This window comes from Hyphomonas atlantica corrig. (genome assembly GCF_000682715.1).
In the GTDB taxonomy this organism is placed as follows: Bacteria; Pseudomonadota; Alphaproteobacteria; order Caulobacterales; family Hyphomonadaceae; genus Hyphomonas; species Hyphomonas atlantica.
The window spans coordinates 356,945-375,124 of the sequence record NZ_AWFH01000001.1 but is presented as its reverse complement, the minus strand read 5'-3'; the positions used below and the strand labels follow the sequence as shown (position 1 = coordinate 375,124).

The window sequence follows — 18,180 nt, the reverse complement described above, 5'->3', positions numbered from 1 at the left end:
GAGTCCGATATGGCGTATGATGAATCAGTCGACCTAGAGCAGTTTCGCGCTGAAACGCGCGAATGGCTTGAAGAAAATTGCCCCCCTTCGATGCGTACGCCCATGAAGGATGACGAGATTGTCTGGGGTGGAAAACGCGAAAAGTTCAAGAACCCTGAAGCGAAGGTCTGGCTGGAGCGGATGGGTGAAAAAGGTTGGACCGCGCCGGAGTGGCCAGCAAAGTATGGCGGCGGCGGCCTTAGCCGAGAGCAGAACCGCGTGCTGCAGGAAGAGCTGCGCCGCATCAAGGCGCGGCCTGCCTTGTTCTCTTTCGGGCTCTGGATGTTCGGCCCGGCGCTTCTGGAATTTGGAAATGAAGAACAGAAACTGCGCTTCATCCCGGATATCGTAAAGGGCAAGACACGCTGGTGTCAGGGCTATTCCGAGCCGGGTGCGGGGTCTGATCTGGCAGACTTGCAGACGCGTTGCGAAGACAAGGGCGATCATTACCTGATCAATGGTCAGAAAGTCTGGACCTCCTACGCTGACAAGGCTGACTGGATTTTCTGTCTGGTGCGGACCGATACGAGCACCAAGCATGAAGGGATCAGCTTCATCCTGTTCGACATGGAGAGCGAAGGCGTTGAAGCGCGTCCAATTCTGCTGATTTCCGGCGAGAGCCCATTTTGCGAAACATTCTTCACGGATGTGAAAGTGCCGAAAGACCAATTGGTCGGCGAAGTGAATGGTGGCTGGCAGATCGCCAAACGCTTGCTGCAATTCGAGCGCTCGTCCATTTCTGCCGGAGGCTTTGGCGGCACAGGTGGCTCTGGCATTCTGGGGCCGGAAGAATACGCCAAGATGCACATTGGCACCGACAGTGAAGGTCGCCTGATAGATGGTGACCTCCGTGGGCGGATCACTGACCACAAGATGTATGCCAAGGCATTCAACCTGACTGTTCAACGCCAGGCGGAACAAGCCAAAGCGGGCCAGCAAGTTGGCCATACAGCATCCATTCTGAAGTATGGTGCTGCGAAGATGAACCAGGACCGGCATGAGCTACTCGTTGAGGCGCTCGGCACGGAAGGGCTTGGCTGGGAAGGCGAGGGCTTTGATCCGGCAGCCAAGAAGGTCACGCGCCAATGGTTGCGCTCAAAAGGTAACTCTATCGAGGGCGGTACGAGTGAGATCAATCTGAACGTGATCTCCAAACGCGTGCTGGGTCTCAAGGACCACAAGTAACCCATGTCGTCTACGCAGATCATCCTTCTGTTTCTCGGCACACCGTTCATGGCCGGAGTCCTGGCTCCGTTCTTCCGTGGGCGTTGGCTGGTGCAGTCGGCTGTGTGGATGTTCGCGCTGCTGTCCACACTTGCCGCACTTTATGTGTGGGCTGGTATGGAGGCGGCGCGCCTCGAATTGACAAGCATCAGGCTGGCACTCGCTGCCAGCGCTCTCTGGAGTACGGCCGGGCTGGCCGGACTGCTGGTTGGGCGCGAAGCGGAAAACGTGCGGCGTGTTGCAAAGAACACCAGGGACAAACGCAAGGCTTCGGAGATATTCAGATGACATTCCTTTTGACGGAAGACCAGGAAATGCTGCGGGATACCGCAATGGCATTTGCGCGCGATGAACTGCCAGTGACGCGCCTGCGCAAACTGCGTGATAGTGGGGCAAATGGTGTAGACCCGGACACACGCCAGAAGCTGGCCGAACTTGGCTTCTTCGGTGTGATTATTCCGGATGAGCCAGGCGGTGAGCATTTCGGGCTTGTCGGCCTGGGTCAGATCCTGGAAGCGCAGGGGCGGACTTTGGCTGCTACACCCGTGCTTCAAACCGCATTGATCGCGGCCAGTGCGTTGCAGTTGGGTGGCAGTGCGGAACAACAGGCTGAATGGCTGCCAAAGATTGCTGGCGGAGACGCGACATTTGCGCTGGCGCTTGACGAAACCGCGCACTTCAATCCACTCGGTGTTGCAACGGAAGCTGAGCGTAATGGTCAGGGCTACACGCTGAATGGCATGAAGCGTTTCGTTGCCGATGCGCATCATGCTGACATGCTGATCGTGGTGGCCCGCACTTATGGCGAGGCGGGCGATAGGCACGGACTTACGCTGTTCCTTGTGCCAGCCGATGCCAAAGGCGTGTCAGTTCAGGCGCTGAACTCCGTCGATTCGCATGGCGCGGCTCATATCACGCTGGAAGATGTGATCGTTCCGGACAGTGCAATCATAGGCGCAGTGGATAAAGGCGCCGATGTGCTGGAGCCAGTTCTTGATCGGGCGGCCATGGGACAGGCGGCAGAAATGCTTGGCAGTGCGCAAGCGGCATTCGACATGACGCTGGAATACCTGAACAGCCGCAAACAGTTCGGCCAGTTGATTGGATCGTTCCAGGCTCTGCAGCACCGCGCCGCAAAGATGTTCACCGAATTGGAACTGACACGCTCTTGCGTGGCAGCTGCGCTTGCTGCCGTTGATGAGGGCAAGGACAATGTCGCCGAACTTGCAAGTCTCGCAAAAGCAAAGGCGAGCGAACTGGTGCATCTGGTGTCCAATGAGTGCGTGCAGATGCATGGCGGTATCGGCATGACGGATGATGCTGATCCGGGCCTCTACATGAAACGTGCTCGTGTGCAGGAAGCCATGTTCGGGTCTGCCAGCTGGCACCGCGATCGCTACGCGCGCCTAGCAGGCTACTAGCGGTTCGGAAACACTGAATGAAAAAAAAGCCGGGAAGGTCTGATCCTTCCCGGCTTTACTTTTATCTCGCAAGAGACGCTGGCTTAGCCCTTCAGGACCGATCCCTTCTTCAGAGCTTTGGCAATCAGGTAGTACATGACTGGACGATGTTTTGCGCGAACGGACTTTCCGTACTTCGCAACGGCGTCGGCAATGGCTGCGTCTGCTTTCGCATCGTCAGTTACACCAAGCTTCTTTGCAATGAAGCCTTTCTTGATGCGGGCCAGTTCTTCCTTGTCGGACGCAGCGACTGTCGCAGAGTCGGCCTTGTAGATTGTTGGCCCACAAGCTTTCACGGCGGCATTCAGAAGATCCATGTCGGAGCGTTTTTCACCAACCTTGTCTTTCAGGTCCGTGACATACTTCTCCATCAGCACTTCTTTCGGAGAAGGTGCCTTGGCGGCTTTTGTTGCAGTTGGTGCAGCGGCTTTCTTCGGCGCCGCGGCTTTCTTGGCTTTGGTTGCTTTTGCCATGGGAGTTTCTCCTCAATGGGCCCGACGAACGGGCGTGTTTGAATTTACGCAGCTCACAATACGAATCAGTTTGAAACGTGAAATGGACACTGAACTGTTTTTCCACAGCCTGCCAACCCCTTTTCGGTAGTGAAACGATTCTCAGCAACATGAAGTATACGGACAAAATGGCGGTTGGGTTGCTGATCGCACGTTTCGTTAAGGGCGTGAACTACATTGATTGACCTGTGCGGATTGGGAGTACACATCTTGAGTGCAAACCAGACATGAGATGAGGGCTGACATGTTCCGATACTTGCCGTGGATCACTATCGTACTCCTGCTTGTCGGGTGTCTTGTGTTTTGGAGACTGCAGCCATGGCTGCTGTACGCAGCTGCCGTGCTTGCACTATTTGCGCTGACTGGCCTGTATGACGTCTTCCAGCGCAAGCACAGTCTTTGGCGAAACTATCCATTGGTGGCGCGGATCCGTTGGGTGGCGGAGGAGCTTCAGCCCTTTCTGCGTGCCTACATTGTCGAGAGCGAAACAGAAGGTCGTCCATTTAATCTGGAAGATCGGGCGATGGTGTACCGCCGAGCAAAGAATGTATCTTCGGTGGAGCCGTTTGGCAGTCATCTGGATATGGACAAGCCGCCCTATGAATGGCTGGCGCACTCTATCGCCGCACAACATCCCACCGAGAGCGACCCGCGCGTGATGGTGGGCGCGCCTGGCACGTCCCAGCCTTATTCGACAAGTGTCTTCAATATCTCCGCCATGAGTTTCGGGTCTCTGGGAGCGCACGCTATCTCAGCCCTTTCAAAAGGCGCCGCACTTGGGGGGTTCTATCACGACACGGGGGAAGGGGGTGTCTCGCGCTATCACCGACAGGGAGGCGGTGACTTGGTCTGGGAGCTTGGGTCTGGCTATTTCGGGTGTCGCGCATCTGATGGAAGCTTTGATGCTGCCAAGTTCGCCGAAACTTCCGCAGACCCCCAAATCAAGATGATCGAGGTGAAGCTGAGCCAGGGTGCCAAGCCAGGGCATGGCGGCGTGTTGCCGGGCGAGAAGGTGACTGCGGAAATCGCAGAAGCGCGCGGCATTGAAATCGGGCAGACTTGCATCTCTCCGCCTTCGCATTCTTCTTTCTCGACGCCCATCGAGATGCTGGAGTTTGTTGCCAGATTGCGTGATCTGTCAGGTGGCAAGCCTGTTGGTATCAAGTTCGCAGTCGGCAACCGGTGGGAAACCCTGGCGATCTGCAAGGCGATGCTGGAAACAGGTCTGCGCGTTGACTTCATGGTTGTTGACGGCGGCGAAGGTGGGACCGGCGCTGCGCCTGCGGAGTTTCTAGACCATGTTGGCGCCCCCTTGCGTCAGGCACTCGTTCTGACGCGTAACGCCTTGGTTGGAACGGGGCTGAAGGATGAGGTTCGCCTTGCATGTTCGGGCAAGCAGATCAGCGCGTTCTCAATGGCCTCGTCTCTGGCACTTGGCGCAGATTGGGTGAACACAGCGCGTGGCTTCATGTTTGCGCTTGGCTGTATCCAGTCCCTCAATTGTCACAACAATACGTGCCCGACGGGCATTGCGACATCGAACATGTCACGCCAGCGTGGTCTGGTCGTCGAAGACAAGGCGATCCGCGTCAGGAATTTTCATCACAATACGGTAAAGGCGCTGATGGAAGTCGTCGGTGCCGCAGGGTGCGCGCATCCTTCTGAGCTGACGCCTCGCCATGTGATGCACAGGGTCACTGAAGACATCTCCTATACCGCCGAACGAGCCTACCAACTGATCTCCAACGGGCAATTGCTGGATGCGCCTGATGAGACCCAATTGGCTGAGGAATGGCGCATGGCACAGGCGGCAAGTTTCCACCCAGCAATTTAGCGGGAATACGAGAAGGGGGCGGCCGCATCACAGTTTCACCGGAACCAGCCTTGTTTCATCCGGTTCTGTGCTAGTGCATAGAAAGCGGGCAGCATGATGGTTTCCGCATCCAGTCTTTGGCCGCGCGCTTTGGTCATGGCTGGACGCGGGTTAGACCAAGTGGGACAGGATGGGCAATGACTGAAACTGAGACGCCAAAGCGTAGTCGACTGATTGCGATTTCGAACAGGACCGCTGCGGGGCAGGAAAGCCGCGCCGGTGGGCTCGCTGTGGCTTTGTGGGACTCGCTTGCCGATACACGAGGACTCTGGATCGGCTGGAGCGGTCGCATTCTGGACTTTCCCAGCAATCGCGCCCGCAAATCCAGCGAGGATGGCGTGGAGTTTGCCCTGACGGACTATTCCCGCGATCAGTTCGATGGGTTTTACCTGGGCTATTCAAACAGCGTGCTGTGGCCAGTGATGCACAATCGTATCGATCTTGCCGTCTTCGATTCTTCGTTCTTTCGCTATTATGTGGAGATCAACGAGAAATTTTCCGACATTGTGCGACGTCAGGCGACAGAGGACGACTTGATCTGGGTGCACGATTACCACTTCCTGCTTTTGGGCGGTATATTGCGGGAAGAAGGATGGACAGGACGCTGCGGTTTCTTCCTGCATATTCCATTCCCCTCTCCAGAAGTCTTTCGCGCTATTCCGGAGCATCGCAAGCTTGCGAAAGGCCTGTGCGCTTATGATGTTGTCGGCCTGCAATGCCGGAAAGATCTGGCCAATCTGGCGCAGTATCTGGAAGAGGAATTCGGCGCCGAGGAACAGCCAGATGGCAAGTTCCTGGTTGAAGGTCGTATTGTGCATTTGCTGCATTGTCCGATCGGCATCGACAGCAAGTCATTTGCGCAGACAGCGCAGGACGAACCAGCAACGCGCGCCGCAAGCCGCCTGTCCCGGTTTCTTGGAGAGCGGGATCTGGTCATCGGTGTCGACCGAATGGATTACTCCAAGGGATTGCCACAGCGTTTCGAAGGCATGGCGGATCTGTTCGACAGATATCCCGAGCTGCACGGCAAGATCTCGTTCACGCAGATCGCGCCGCCATCGCGCTCCGTTGTAGAAGAATATGCGCAGCTTCGCGAACAGCTGGATGCCCTGTCCGGGCGCATCAATGGAGACTATGGTGATCTCGACTGGATGCCGATCAGGTATCTCGCACGCGGATATGATCGCGAGGAGATTGCCGGTCTATATAGACTTGCCACGGCGTGCCTTGTGACGCCTTTGCAGGATGGTATGAACTTGGTCGCCAAGGAGTTTGTCGCCGCGCAAGACCCTGAAGACCCCGGCGTGTTGATCTTGTCTCAGTTTGCCGGCGCAGCGGAGCAAATGAAGGAGGCTTTGATTATCAATCCTTATGACAGTTCGGCGATCGCCGAAGCCGTGAAGCAGGCGATTGAAATGCCGCGCGAGGAACGGCGGGAACGCTGGCAAAAGCTCTACGACAACATTTCCGAACAAGACATCGGCTGGTGGCGAAGCCGCTTCATGACCGCCTTCGAGCAGGTTCCGGCATGAGCCAGCCGGACGTCTCTCCTCCCAGGCTGGAAAACACGGTCGCATTGTTCCTTGATTTCGACGGCACATTATCACCGCTTCAGGATGATCCGGATGCCGTATTTCTGGCGCCGGGCATGGATGACGTGTTGATTCAGTTATCTGAGAAGCTGAACGGTGCGCTCGCCATCCTGTCTGGACGCGACCTGACGGATCTGTCTAGGCGCGTCCCGAATGCCTTGTGGCGTTTTGGAAATCATGGCCTTCGCTCCGCCGCTCCGGGAGAGAGGATGGCGGACACGGTGACGGAGGCTCCTGATGGGCTCATCTGTCGGCTTCAATCTGTGATCAGCGCTTTTGACGGGGTGCGGCTGGAGAAGAAGGGGCCTGTTCTGGCTGTGCACTATCGCGCAGCGCCCGACAAGGGTGAGCAGTTGGCCTTGCAATTGGAAAGCGCTCTTGCAGAGTATTCCGACTACGCGCTGCAATCCGGAAAGATGGTGCTTGAGGCGAAGCCGAGCGGGGCGAATAAGGGTGTCTGTCTCGAGAAGGCGATGCGCGCATTTCCCTTCGAAGGGCGGGTTCCCGTTATGATTGGGGACGACAAGACAGATGAAGACGCCATTCTTGTCGCCAATCGTCTGGGTGGATGGTCTGTCAAAGTTGGAGAAGGGGCCAGCGCTGCAGAGTATCGGCTGACGTCCCATAAGGATGTCGAAAATTACCTGAAAGAGATGTTGGGAGATTTATGAGCCTGGATCTTGGAGTTGTCGGAAACGGGACTGTTGCCGGCCTGATCAATTCGCGCGGAGACTATGAATGGTTCTGCCTTCCGCGATTTGATGGTGAGCCTGTGTTCAACAAGCTGTTGGGTGGCGGCGGAACGTTCACCGTCTGGATGGAGGGCTTGACCAAGCGCTCCCAGACCTATGATCGCAACACGGCTATACTGCGCACGCGAATGGAGGCTGAAGACGGAGCAATTCTCGAGATTGTCGACTTTGCTCCGCGCTTTCAGCATAAGGGGCGCACTTTTCGGCCCGCGAGCCTGGTCCGGCGTTTCGAGGTAATCTCGGGCGCGCCGCAGCTGAAGATTTCCCTCACACCGGAAACGGATTGGGGCGGACGCCGCTTGAAGCCAATTCGAGGTGTCAATCATGTGCGCTTCGTCGATGAGGAATTGTCATTCCGGGTGACGACTGATGCGCCGGTTTCCTACATTCTGACAGAAACCAGCTTTATTCTGGATAAGGATGTGACCTTTATTCTGGGGGCTGATGAATCCCTGACGGATTCTCCTGGCGTCATTGCCCGTGATTGGGAAGAACGTACGCGCCAATACTGGGCGAAATGGGCGCGAAGCCTCGCCATTCCATTTGAGTGGCAGGATGAAGTTATCCGCGCTGCCATCACGCTCAAGCTGTGCGTGTTTGAGGAAACAGGCGGAATTGTTGCCGCGTTGACAACGTCCGTTCCTGAGCATGAAGGATCTTCCCGCAACTGGGACTATCGCTTCTGCTGGATTCGTGATGCGTACTTTACTGTGACCGCGCTTAACCGACTGTCCGGAATGGGCACTTTGGAACATTATATGAGATGGGTGAGGAATATTGTTGCCCATTCGAAGGGTGGACATATTCAGCCTGTTTACGGAATCGGCCTTGAAGCGGACCTCACGGAAGACGTCGCGCCTCACTTGCCGGGATTCAGGGACTCAGGTCCGGTCCGGCGTGGCAACCAGGCTGCGGAGCACATTCAGCACGATGTGTACGGTCAGGTTGTGTTGGGCGTTGCACAATCTTTCTTCGACCACAGACTGCTCGCTCAGCCCGGTATTGCGGAGTTCGAACAATTGGAGCCGGTGGGCGAACGGGCGTTTGCCGTTTACGACACACCGGATGCAGGCATCTGGGAATTCCGAACCATCGCTCATGTGCATACATCTTCCGCGATCATGTGCTGGGCCGCCTGTGATCGCCTCTCGCTGATCGCTGACAGGCTCGGACTTGAAAGTCGCGCTGCCTATTGGAGAGAGCGCGCAGACATAATTCATGCGACCATTTTGGACAAAGCCTGGAATGATGACGTCAAAGCTTTCACGGCCGCGTTCGGCGGTACGGATCTGGACGCGTCTGTCCTGCTGATGGCGGAGATCGGATTCCTGCCCGCCACGGACGAGCGCTATGTCGCCACAGTCGATGCAGTGGACCGGGATTTGCGCATGGGCGATCATGTGTACCGTTACAAGGTTGAGGACGATTTCGGGAAACCGAAGACCGCTTTTACGGCCTGCACGTTCTGGTTCATTGACGCGCTGTATCGCGTCGGCCGAGTCGAAGAGGCACGGCGCATGTTTGAGACTGTACTGGCCACCCGCAACCATCTGGGCCTCTTGTCTGAAGACGTGGATACGGAGACCGGTGAACTCTGGGGGAACTTCCCACAAACCTATTGCATGGTCGGAATCATCAATTCTGCGGCACTGCTGAGCAAGCCTTGGGCAGCAGTCACATAAACCTGCACAGTTTTAGCGAACTCGGTTCGATGCTGAGCGGCCGGAACTGAGTTTGTTGAACTGATTCAGCGACTGTGCGTTGCTGAAATCATGGGTGAGAGTGACGACGTCTTTGATGAAATGCATGGCTTCGGGGAAGCGGTACGGTCGCCGTACGCCCGCTATTCCTCCTGGTTTGAAGGCGCGACGCCGTCTGCACTGCTGAAGAAATCGCGGGAAGCGCGCACCTTTTTCCGTCGCACCGGCATTACGTTCAATGTTTACGGTGATGTTGAAGCCGATGAACGGCTGATTCCGTTTGATCTGGTGCCGCGTATTATTGGGGCCAGTGAGTGGGCTTTGCTGGTTCGCGGCATTGAACAGCGGGTCCGCGCTATCAATGCATTTCTTTACGACATCTATCATCGACAGGAGATCATTCGCGCGGGCCGTTTGCCCGAACACTTGATCCGCGAGAATGATGCATTCCTGCCCAAGATGATCGGTTTCGATCCGCCGGGCGGGATCTACACGCACATAGTTGGCATAGATCTTGTCAGAACAGGACCAAACGAATTCTTCGTGCTTGAGGATAATGCGCGGACACCATCTGGCGTTTCCTACATGCTGGAAAACCGGGAAACGATGTTGAAAATGTTTCCCGAGCTATTCGCGCAAGTGCCTGTGCAGCGTGTCTCCGGGTATCCTATGGCCCTTCGCCGATCCCTGGAAAGGTCCGCGCCGCAATCGTCAGCCGACAGGCCCACTGTGGCCGTACTGACGCCCGGCATTCACAACTCGGCTTACTTTGAGCACGCTTTCCTTGCCGACCAGATGGGTGTCGAACTTGTTGAAGGCCACGATCTGCGCGTGGTGGACGGGCGGGTCGCGATGCGGACGACGCAAGGTTACGAGCCAATTGACGTACTCTATCGCCGCGTGGATGACGACTTTCTGGATCCCTTGAATTTCAGACCGGACTCCATGCTGGGTGTCGCTGGAATATTCGACGTCTACCGCGCAGGCGGGATCACCATTGCGAACGCGCCGGGTACCGGCATTTCGGATGACAAGGCGATCTATTCCTACATGCCGGAAATCGTCGAGTTCTATACAGGGCAGGCGCCGCTCCTGAAGAACGTTCCAACCTGGCGATGTGCTGAACCGGATGCGCTGGCCTATGTGCTGGAGCATCTGGAAGAATTGGTGGTGAAGGAAGTGCACGGATCAGGCGGCTATGGCATGTTGGTCGGGCCAGCCGCAAGCAAGCGAGAGATCGCAGCTTTCCGAAGAAAGCTGACTGCGAAGCCAGCGAACTATATCGCGCAGCCGACGCTTGCGCTGTCCACGGTACCTATCCTGACCAAGGCCGGATTGTCGCCCCGCCATGTAGATCTGCGTCCTTTCGTTCTGGTGTCGCCAGACGGTGTTGATGTGACGCCCGGCGGTCTGACACGGGTGGCCATGAAAAAGGGTTCACTCGTTGTCAATTCGAGCCAGGGTGGTGGCACCAAGGACACCTGGGTTTTGAAGGAAGGCTAGGAGATGCTCGGACGCACTGCATCTGGTCTGTTCTGGATGGCCCGCCTTCTGGAGCGCGCCGAGAATACCAGTCGCCTAGTGGAGGCTGGTTTCCGCATGGCGCTGACCCGATCGCAGCCAGGGGAAGAGGAGTGGCGATCTGTTCTGGTCACGGCCGGTTGCCATGACACCTATCGTGCGCGACATGATATGATTGATGGGGCCAAGGTGGCAGACTTTGCGCTCCGTGACCGATCAAACCCCTCCAGTGTATTGTCGACCCTTCACGCTGCCCGTGAAAATGCCCGTATGACCCGCACAGCCCTGACGCGGGAAATGTGGGAGGCGATTAATGATTTCTGGATGACGTTGAGAGATGCGCTCAAGCGGCCCCCCTCGGAAACTGATTTGCCTGAAATCCTCACCATGATCCGGCAGCAAGGTGCGCAAGTTCGCGGCGCGACAACCGGCACGATGCTTCGCAACGACATCTATAATTTCGTCATTCTCGGCATCATGTGCGAACGAGCCGACAACACGGCGCGTATCCTTGATACCAAGTACTATGTCCTCCTGCCGACCAGTGCGTCTGTCGGCTCTCCCCTCGACAATGTTCAGTGGGAGATGATCTTGCGGTCTGCCTCTGCGCAGCGTTCATTTCATTGGCTGAATGGCGGCAGTGTTACGCCGCGCTCCATCGCTGACTTTCTTGTTTTTGACACGCGCATGCCGCGCTCTCTGGCCTATTGCTACCAGACGATCACGCATGAGCTCGACTGTCTGTTTCGGCAGTACGGCCAACGCGTCATGGCCCACGATCTGGCAACGTCTCTGGAAGCAAGTCTGGCCGCGACGAATGTAGACAGCGTGTTTGATAGCGGCCTGCATGAGTTCCTGACGGACTTTCTCGGTCGCAACGCTGCATTATCAACCCAGATCGAACGAGACTACAGGTTTGCGGAGTGATGGGATGAGGCTGACAGTAGATCACACATCGACCTACACCTATGAGACAGGCGTATCGTACGCTCTCCAACAGGTTCGTAAACGTCCTGTCAGTTTGCCCTCGCAATCGATCCTGTCATGGGATCTGTCTATTGATGGGGCGCGTCTGGAGACCAGCTACACAGATCATCACGGGAATCTTGTCGACCTGGTCCAGGTGGATCCAGACGCTTCGAGCGTGACCGTCAGCGTGAAAGGTGAGGTGGAAACGCACGACATGTCCGGCATGATGGGTGGGCATCGCCAGCTCGTGCCGCTTTGGCTCTACAAGCGTCCGACAGGATTGACGGCACCTGCAAAAGGATTGCGGGCGCTTGCGGGAAAGTTCGGTAGCAACACCGCACAGGATGTGGGCGTGCTGCATGAGGTAATGGCCGAAATTGCCACTCATGTGGCTTATCAAACCAACGAAACCGATTCCGAGACCACAGCTGAAGAAGCGCTGCAGAAGGGCCAAGGGGTGTGTCAGGATCATGCGCACATTTTCATCTCAGTTGCGCGGCTTTTGGGGTTTCCGACGCGATATGTCAGCGGCTATCTGATGATGACAGACCGCATTGATCAGGACGCGGGTCATGCGTGGGCGGAGGCGTGGGTGGATGGCCTCGGATGGACAGGGTTCGATGTGTCCAATGGCATCTGCCCAGACGCGCGCTACATTCAGGTTGCGACCGGCCTGGACTATCGGGACGCTGCGCCGATCCGCGGCATGGTGTACGGGGCAGGCGCTGAAAACCTGGTAGTATCCATTCAAGTGCAGCAGTAGATTGCGAGAGCTTTTGTATCGGAGAATCACCCAGTGACGTATTGCGTTGCGCTTCGGTTGAACCGGGGACTTATCTTCATGTCGGATACCCGCACAAATGCGGGCATCGACAATATCTCGAAATTTCAGAAGATGTTCACTTGGGAGAAGCCGGGTAGCCGCGTGATCACCGTCATGACGGCTGGAAACCTTGCGACAACACAAGCCGTCATCAGCCTGCTTGATGAGCGACTGAAAGCCCCGGAAGAACGTAATCCCAGCATCATGGCGGCGGATACCATGTTCCAGGTCGCAAAATTGGTGGGCGACACGCTGAAAGAGGTGATCCGCACCCAAGGGGATGGCGGCCCGGAATCGGAGGCAGCCTTTGGCGCTACGCTTATCGTGGGTGGTCAGATCGCTGGCATGGAGCCAAGGTTGTTCCTCGTATACCCTGAAGGGAACTTCATCGAAGCGAGTGACGAGACCCCTTTCTTCCAGATCGGGGAAACCAAATATGGTCGTCCAATCATTTTGAGGGCTTTCAGTCCCGACATGACATTCGAAGAGGCCGTGAAGCTGCTATACGTCTCGTTCGACTCGACGCTGAAGGCCAATCTGTCCGTGGGTATGCCGCTCGACCTGCAAACCATTGAGTTGGATACCTGCAAGGTCGCTCAGAAGCGGCGGGTCGAGGAGAACGATCCTTACTTCTCGACGATCTCTTCGAAATGGGGCGACGCATTGAAGCTCGCCTTCAATTCATTGCCTGACTACGAATTCTGATCAGATCGGTTCGGGCACATGGCTTCGGTACAGCTTGCGGGCAAGCTCTACCCGACCGAGTGCATCCAATCCTTCGGTATCTGCTTCCAGTGTCGCCTTGAGTAGTGGGCGAATGCCGATCCGGTTCGCAATCTGAATGGCGAGCCCCGGCCGTGCATTCAGCTCCAGAAGAAGCGGTCCCTTTGTCTTGTCCAGAACAATGTCTGCGCCGAGATAACCGAGCCCCGTCACATCGTACGCCTTCGAGGCCATTTCCAGCATCGTATCCCAATGCGGAACCGAGAAATTACGCAGCGGGTTCGCGGTATCAGGATGTATGTCTGTGGTCTTGCCGTTCTGCATACCGCTCAGCGTCTTGCCTGTGACCAGATCCAGTCCAACGCCCACGCCACCCTTGTGCAGGTTCGCTTTGCCATCCGACTCTGCGGTTGGCAGGCGCACCATCGCAACGGCAGGAATGCCGCGCACGACAATGATGCGGATGTCTGGCACACCGCCGAATGAGATCGGATTGAAGATTTCGTCGAATTTTACCCGATACTCGAACATGGCCACGTCCGGCTGGCCGCTGAGGCTATACATGCCAGACAGGATATTGTTCACGTGGAAGCGGATGTCTTCCAGAAGGGCGCGCTGGCCGTTCGACCGGCGCCAACCGCCCCGCATCGGCTCCATCAACACCTGTATCCCGTTCCCCTGAGAGCCGTTGGCAGGCTTGATAACCACACCATCAGGCTTGTCCAGATAAGACTCCAGATGGCGCATATGGAACGGGTTGGCGATCACGCCATAAAGCTCCGGCGTGGGGATGTTTGCCGCGTTGGCGAGACGTTTGGTCTCGCGCTTGTCGTCTACCAGACGGATCAGTCGCCGCGGGTTGAGCTCATTCACGAGGCGGACATTGCGCTCGTTGATGCCGAGCAGCCCAGCCTTCCGTAGAGCCCGATACCGTCCGATCATTTGCGTGTGTCCAACTCGCGGAACCGGATCAGTTCACTGAGGCGCAATCCGGTATATTTACCCATCAGCAGGCAGATCGCCATGATCACGAGAAGCAGTTCAGGGAAGTTGAACATCAGATACTCGACATGCGTGTTGGTCATGACGAGGTAAGACGCCGCAGCGACCATCAGGCTGCCGATGCCTTGCTTGATGGCTTCGGTGGCCGAGTATTCTTCCCAGGCAATCGACATGCGCTCGATCGTCATCGTCAGAATGACCATTGGGAACAGCGATATTGAAAGGCCGATGCGCTGGCCGCTATTGTTCATGATCTGCGCGATAACGGCCATACAGATAACAATAAACACGACAACGGTCGCCAATCGTGGGACCAGCAGCAACTTCAACTTTTCCAGATAGAAACGCACGGCGAGTCCCAGCGCGATGAGCGCCGTGAACAGGATGACTCCGTTGACGAGCGCCGTTTCGCGGAACGCAATGCCGATCAGGACAGGCATGAATGTGCCGAGGGTCTGGAGGCCAATGAACTGGCGGAGGAAGACCAACATCAGAATGCCCACCGGAATGGTCACCAGAACCTGATAGACAAGTTGCGTGGTGATCGGCAGGCGATTGAACGAGAACCATTGCATCGCCGAGCCTTCGTCCTTGGCGACACGTTGCACCACATCCGCGACAGCGGCATTGACGGGCTGGATGCTGACTTGCAGGTCGAGATCGGAGATGCCTTCCGCTCGGATGAAATCCTTGGTGCCATGCCAGATCGTGAAGAATTCCTGCGGATCCGGACCTGGGAAGTAACGGCGGTCAACGCCATCCGCATGATATTCGAGCCAATGCCGGATTTCTGCCCGGCGGCGCGCAGAATCCAGGAATACGCCATTCGCCACGCGGGCAGGGATACCCTGACTGGTCAAGACATCGCGGGCAAGCGCAAGGCGTGCGATTGGGCGCGGCAGGGCTGGCGATAGCAGGGCGTCGACTTCATCGACATCCCCGTCCACGAAGATCTCTTCCAGAACGAGATCTGCGAGAGACTCGTCATCGGCTGAGCGCCGGCGCAAGTCCGTGGACCACACCAGGAAAGCCTGTCGCTCAAGGTCATTTTCTGCCTCAGGCGCGGCGCGGCGCAGTTTTCGGCGCATGTCGTCGGGAAGGGGGCTTTCAACAGTCTCACCGAGCAGGCGCGCACGGTATCGAAGCACCTTCCGGTCATTCGGATAACGATACGTCCAGATGGCGGTCCGACCCTCATCATTGCGGCCATTCAGCCTCAATCCGAAAGCACCGTTGTAGAACTGTTCCTGCGATACGCGGCGATTTTCGCTGTTCGAGGGAACAAAGGTTTCCAGCCGAACTGGCTGGTTGCTCGTGTCGAAGTCGAGATAGATCTCGAAATCCCAAGTTGTGGTCTGCAGGCCGGGGGTCAGCGGATAATCGTGCTGAAGCACTTTCGTCGCGAAGATGCCAAGGCCAATGGCGGCCAGAACCAGGGCAAGTAATCGGGTATGGGTAAAGCTATTCACGGTCTTCTGTTTCGCAGCTGCCAGGAGCAATGAACGTCGAGGCGGAATCGACAAGCACACGGGACGCCATGAATTCGCGTCCTACAAGGAAATCGTATTCGAATTCTTCCCGGTCAGCCAGATTGACTTCCGCCAGGCCGCTTACGCCGCCGATGCATAGCGGTAAGTGAATCACAGGGCGTCTGATGGTTCCGCCCTTTTTCAATTTGATAAGCGCGAAACGCCGAACATTCTGATCGTATCGGACGGTGCGCCCATTCTTGCCGACAAGCCGGAAGCGAACCCAGTCGTCCTTGCCGGATTTGTTGTAGATGTGAACATCGCGTGCAAACACCGAGCTGGAATCGGCACCCGTATCCAGCTTGCCTTTCATCTCAAGGCCAAGTTTTCCGACATATACGTTCTCGACATAGCCCATGGTTACCGGGTCGTCGGTCCGGTCGCTGCTGTCAGCGGAGGCTGACATTGCGGGCAATGACAGAAGGGCCATCGCGGCCACGATAGATCTGAAATACTTCACGTGAATTTGTCCCTTTGCCTTAATCGAGGCAGTCCTCTGCTCACCTACCATGCGAGCGGTGAAGGCGATAGCGTTCGGATCACTTCGGCGTCCCAATTGGGGACGTGGTACAGACTGATAAGTTCCCTGACGACGCCCATTTTTGCCTCAAAAACCTGATTTCGTGTCATTTCTATGGTGAATACGAGGATCGACTGTGGCCCCGGTCTTGCATGTCAATAAACTGCACCTTCTGCGTGTATCACCCCACAAAAATTAACCAAGAATAGAATTTTAAAAAAACTCTATTTCAGGTTGCGTTCTGTAATTGCTGCTATAGAATGAACGTCGGAGGGAGAGAGCTTCGGCTGTCTCGGAGACTGTAAGACGCTGGGGAGTGGTTCGGTTCGCAATCACAAATGCCGGGCGTCATGTTGACGTTGAGAATGGATCGAATCCCGAAGAATTCGGGGGTGATAGGCAGGAAGGCTTTATGGATCGGTCGGTGGATCAGATTCTGGACTGCGTTCGCGAGAATGTGGACGTGCATGTCCAGAATGGCGTGCTGGTTGCGAAGTCGGCAGATGCGCGATCTTTATCTCTGCCTGCGATCTATCCGGAATGGCTGGGAGACGCGGCGTTTGCACAGGCGCATGGTGCGCGGTTCAACTATGTCGTCGGCGAAATGGCGCGGGGCATAGCCACGCCCAGGATGGTTATCGAAGCCGTTCGGGCAGGATGTGTCGGGTTCTATGGCAGCGCCGGACTGAAGCCCGACACGATTCAGGCGGGCATACAGGAAATCAAGGCAGGCATTGCGCAGGGGCAAACCTCTTGGGGTGCGAATCTGATTCATTCACCCCAACAGCCGGGCTACGAAGCAGAAGTCGTGGACTTGTTCCTGTCGATGGGCGTCAGGCGCGTTTCGGCGTCAGCCTATATGCGTTTGTCGCCAGAAGTCGTCCGATACACAGCGCTTGGCTTGTCCAGGGACGGGCAAGGCAGCATCCGGCGCGCCAATCATGTTTTCGCGAAAGTATCGCGCGCTGAAGTCGCGCGGCAATTCATGCAGCCTGCGCCAGAGAAAATTCTGCGCGCGCTGGTATCAGAAAATCGCATATCGCCGGAGCAGGCCGAACTTGCGGCGCAGGTTCCTGTCGCGCTCGACCTCACGGCTGAGGCGGATAGCGGTGGTCACACCGACAACCGCGCCGCGGCGCCCTTGTTTTCATCTCTGTCTATCGCGCGTGATCAAGTAGCCGCGGAAACCGGTATCGATGCGAACATGATCCGTATCGGCCTGGGCGGCGGCATTGCCACACCGCACGGCGTAGCGGCGGCGTTCCAGATGGGCGCAGCCTATGTCCTGACCGGATCAATCAATCAGGCGGCTATCGAGTCGGGTTTGTCCGAACCTGCGCGACAATTGCTTGCCAAGGCCGGGCCAGCCGATGTCGGGATGGCTCCGGCAGCGGACATGTTCGAACAGGGCGTCGAGGTGCAGGTGCTGAAGCGCGGAACCTTGTTCGCCATGCGGGGGCGCAAACTGCACGCGCTCTACAAGGCGGGCTTGTCGTTCGAAACGATGACACAGAAGGATCGGGCCTGGCTGGAAGACGTATTGGGCGAGCCATTTGACGATGTCTGGCAGAAGACACGAGCCTTCATGCTGCAATCAAACCCGAAGGAAGCGGCGCGCGCTGAGGCGGATGGGAACAAGCGGCTGGCGCTCGTGGCGCGTCGCTATCTGTTCATGGGCGCACAATGGGCGCGTGAGGGTGTGGCCGACAAGGCCTCGGACTATCAGATCTGGTGCGGGCCAGCCCAGGGCGCATTCAATGAATGGGTCGCTGGCACATTTCTGGAGCCAATCGAGAACCGGACGGTTCGCCAGATCGCCCTGAATCTGATGGAAGGTGCGGCACGATTGACGCGAGCAGGGCAAATGCGCGCTGCAGGCATTGCTGTGCCGCCCACTGCGTTCTCCTGCACGCCAAAAAGGTTTCTCTGATATGATGTCTT

Annotated in this window: 16 protein-coding genes; 12 read left to right on the top strand and 4 right to left on the bottom strand. The window is 56.7% G+C overall.

Going from position 1 to position 18,180, the window contains the following annotated elements; all coding sequences use genetic code 11:
- Positions 1–9 precede the first annotated feature (9 nt).
- Genes HY36_RS01790 through HY36_RS01780 form a run of 3 tightly spaced genes read left to right on the top strand, consistent with a single transcriptional unit; the run spans position 10 to position 2,684 of the window.
- A complete protein-coding gene (locus tag HY36_RS01790) occupies positions 10–1,224 on the top strand; it encodes an acyl-CoA dehydrogenase family protein (RefSeq protein WP_035547432.1) in 1,215 nt (404 codons plus the stop codon).
- 3 nt (positions 1,225–1,227) lie between these two features.
- Positions 1,228–1,551, top strand: a complete 324-nt coding sequence (locus HY36_RS01785; RefSeq protein ID WP_035547429.1) for a hypothetical protein — start codon at positions 1,228–1,230, stop codon at positions 1,549–1,551.
- Positions 1,548–2,684, top strand: a complete 1,137-nt coding sequence (locus tag HY36_RS01780) for an acyl-CoA dehydrogenase family protein (RefSeq protein ID WP_035547425.1) — start codon at positions 1,548–1,550, stop codon at positions 2,682–2,684. Before HY36_RS01785 ends, HY36_RS01780 begins: the two co-directional genes overlap by 4 nt.
- Positions 2,685–2,767: 83 nt before the next feature.
- Here HY36_RS01780 and HY36_RS01775 read toward each other — a convergent pair whose 3' ends face one another.
- Positions 2,768–3,196 (bottom strand): DUF2853 family protein, encoded by a 429-nt coding sequence (locus HY36_RS01775; protein WP_081805978.1) that lies wholly within the window; start codon positions 3,194–3,196, stop codon positions 2,768–2,770.
- A 283-nt stretch (positions 3,197–3,479) separates the two neighbouring features.
- Here HY36_RS01775 and HY36_RS01770 point away from each other — a divergent pair, with 283 nt between their 5' ends.
- The 8 genes from HY36_RS01770 (at position 3,480) to HY36_RS01735 (ending at position 13,170) form a co-directional block, all read left to right on the top strand.
- On the top strand, positions 3,480–5,069 hold the full coding sequence (locus HY36_RS01770; RefSeq protein ID WP_035547423.1) for an FMN-binding glutamate synthase family protein: 1,590 nt from the start codon (positions 3,480–3,482) through the stop codon (positions 5,067–5,069).
- 176 nt (positions 5,070–5,245) lie between these two features.
- On the top strand, positions 5,246–6,640 hold the full coding sequence (locus tag HY36_RS01765; RefSeq protein WP_035547420.1) for an alpha,alpha-trehalose-phosphate synthase (UDP-forming): 1,395 nt from the start codon (positions 5,246–5,248) through the stop codon (positions 6,638–6,640).
- The gene (gene otsB, locus HY36_RS01760; RefSeq protein ID WP_035547418.1) at positions 6,637–7,371 is read left to right on the top strand and encodes a trehalose-phosphatase; all 735 of its coding nucleotides are present in this window, start codon (positions 6,637–6,639) and stop codon (positions 7,369–7,371) included. The genes HY36_RS01765 and otsB overlap by 4 nt, the downstream gene beginning before the upstream one ends.
- The gene (locus HY36_RS01755) at positions 7,368–9,134 is read left to right on the top strand and encodes a glycoside hydrolase family 15 protein (protein WP_035547415.1); all 1,767 of its coding nucleotides are present in this window, start codon (positions 7,368–7,370) and stop codon (positions 9,132–9,134) included. The genes otsB and HY36_RS01755 overlap by 4 nt, the downstream gene beginning before the upstream one ends.
- A 90-nt stretch (positions 9,135–9,224) precedes the next feature.
- Complete coding sequence (locus HY36_RS01750) at positions 9,225–10,655, top strand: circularly permuted type 2 ATP-grasp protein (RefSeq protein ID WP_035547412.1); 1,431 nt, start codon at positions 9,225–9,227, stop codon at positions 10,653–10,655.
- 3 nt (positions 10,656–10,658) lie between these two features.
- Positions 10,659–11,600 (top strand): alpha-E domain-containing protein, encoded by a 942-nt coding sequence (locus tag HY36_RS01745; RefSeq protein WP_035547409.1) that lies wholly within the window; start codon positions 10,659–10,661, stop codon positions 11,598–11,600.
- 4 nt (positions 11,601–11,604) lie between these two features.
- Entirely contained in the window at positions 11,605–12,405 is an 801-nt protein-coding gene (locus HY36_RS01740; RefSeq protein ID WP_035547405.1) for a transglutaminase family protein, read from the top strand.
- Between the two features lie 33 nt (positions 12,406–12,438).
- Positions 12,439–13,170, top strand: coding sequence for a proteasome-type protease (locus HY36_RS01735; protein ID WP_035547402.1), 732 nt, complete (start codon positions 12,439–12,441; stop codon positions 13,168–13,170).
- Here HY36_RS01735 and HY36_RS01730 read toward each other — a convergent pair whose 3' ends face one another.
- Genes HY36_RS01730 through HY36_RS01720 form a run of 3 tightly spaced genes read right to left on the bottom strand, consistent with a single transcriptional unit; the run spans position 13,171 to position 16,179 of the window.
- Positions 13,171–14,130 carry an alpha-L-glutamate ligase-like protein gene (locus HY36_RS01730; RefSeq protein WP_035547400.1) on the bottom strand — a complete coding sequence of 320 codons (960 nt, stop codon included), beginning with the start codon at positions 14,128–14,130 and terminating at the stop codon, positions 13,171–13,173. It lies immediately after the preceding gene.
- Positions 14,127–15,659, bottom strand: a complete 1,533-nt coding sequence (locus HY36_RS01725; protein ID WP_035547398.1) for a UUP1 family membrane protein — start codon at positions 15,657–15,659, stop codon at positions 14,127–14,129. Before HY36_RS01725 ends, HY36_RS01730 begins: the two co-directional genes overlap by 4 nt.
- Positions 15,652–16,179, bottom strand: a complete 528-nt coding sequence (locus HY36_RS01720) for an ATP-dependent zinc protease (protein WP_035547395.1) — start codon at positions 16,177–16,179, stop codon at positions 15,652–15,654. Before HY36_RS01720 ends, HY36_RS01725 begins: the two co-directional genes overlap by 8 nt.
- A 472-nt stretch (positions 16,180–16,651) precedes the next feature.
- On the opposite strand from HY36_RS01720, the gene HY36_RS01715 reads away from it, so the two are divergent.
- Entirely contained in the window at positions 16,652–18,169 is a 1,518-nt protein-coding gene (locus HY36_RS01715; protein ID WP_081806001.1) for a PfaD family polyunsaturated fatty acid/polyketide biosynthesis protein, read from the top strand.
- The last annotated feature ends 11 nt before the right edge of the window (positions 18,170–18,180 follow it).

Excerpts from the sequence above, each read along its gene's own strand:
- HY36_RS01790 (WP_035547432.1), top strand. The coding sequence starts at position 10 with ATGGCGTATGATGAATCAGTCGACCTAGAGCAGTTTCGCGCTGAAACG.
- HY36_RS01745 (WP_035547409.1), top strand. The coding sequence starts at position 10,659 with ATGCTCGGACGCACTGCATCTGGTCTGTTCTGGATGGCCCGCCTTCTG.
- HY36_RS01755 (WP_035547415.1), top strand. The coding sequence starts at position 7,368 with ATGAGCCTGGATCTTGGAGTTGTCGGAAACGGGACTGTTGCCGGCCTG.
- HY36_RS01785 (WP_035547429.1), top strand. The coding sequence starts at position 1,228 with ATGTCGTCTACGCAGATCATCCTTCTGTTTCTCGGCACACCGTTCATG.
- otsB (WP_035547418.1), top strand. The coding sequence starts at position 6,637 with ATGAGCCAGCCGGACGTCTCTCCTCCCAGGCTGGAAAACACGGTCGCA.
- HY36_RS01740 (WP_035547405.1), top strand. The coding sequence starts at position 11,605 with ATGAGGCTGACAGTAGATCACACATCGACCTACACCTATGAGACAGGC.
- HY36_RS01780 (WP_035547425.1), top strand. The coding sequence starts at position 1,548 with ATGACATTCCTTTTGACGGAAGACCAGGAAATGCTGCGGGATACCGCA.
- HY36_RS01750 (WP_035547412.1), top strand. The coding sequence starts at position 9,225 with ATGGGTGAGAGTGACGACGTCTTTGATGAAATGCATGGCTTCGGGGAA.
- HY36_RS01715 (WP_081806001.1), top strand. The coding sequence starts at position 16,652 with ATGGATCGGTCGGTGGATCAGATTCTGGACTGCGTTCGCGAGAATGTG.
- HY36_RS01775 (WP_081805978.1), bottom strand. The coding sequence starts at position 3,196 with ATGGCAAAAGCAACCAAAGCCAAGAAAGCCGCGGCGCCGAAGAAAGCC.
- HY36_RS01765 (WP_035547420.1), top strand. The coding sequence starts at position 5,246 with ATGACTGAAACTGAGACGCCAAAGCGTAGTCGACTGATTGCGATTTCG.
- HY36_RS01770 (WP_035547423.1), top strand. The coding sequence starts at position 3,480 with ATGTTCCGATACTTGCCGTGGATCACTATCGTACTCCTGCTTGTCGGG.
- HY36_RS01730 (WP_035547400.1), bottom strand. The coding sequence starts at position 14,130 with ATGATCGGACGGTATCGGGCTCTACGGAAGGCTGGGCTGCTCGGCATC.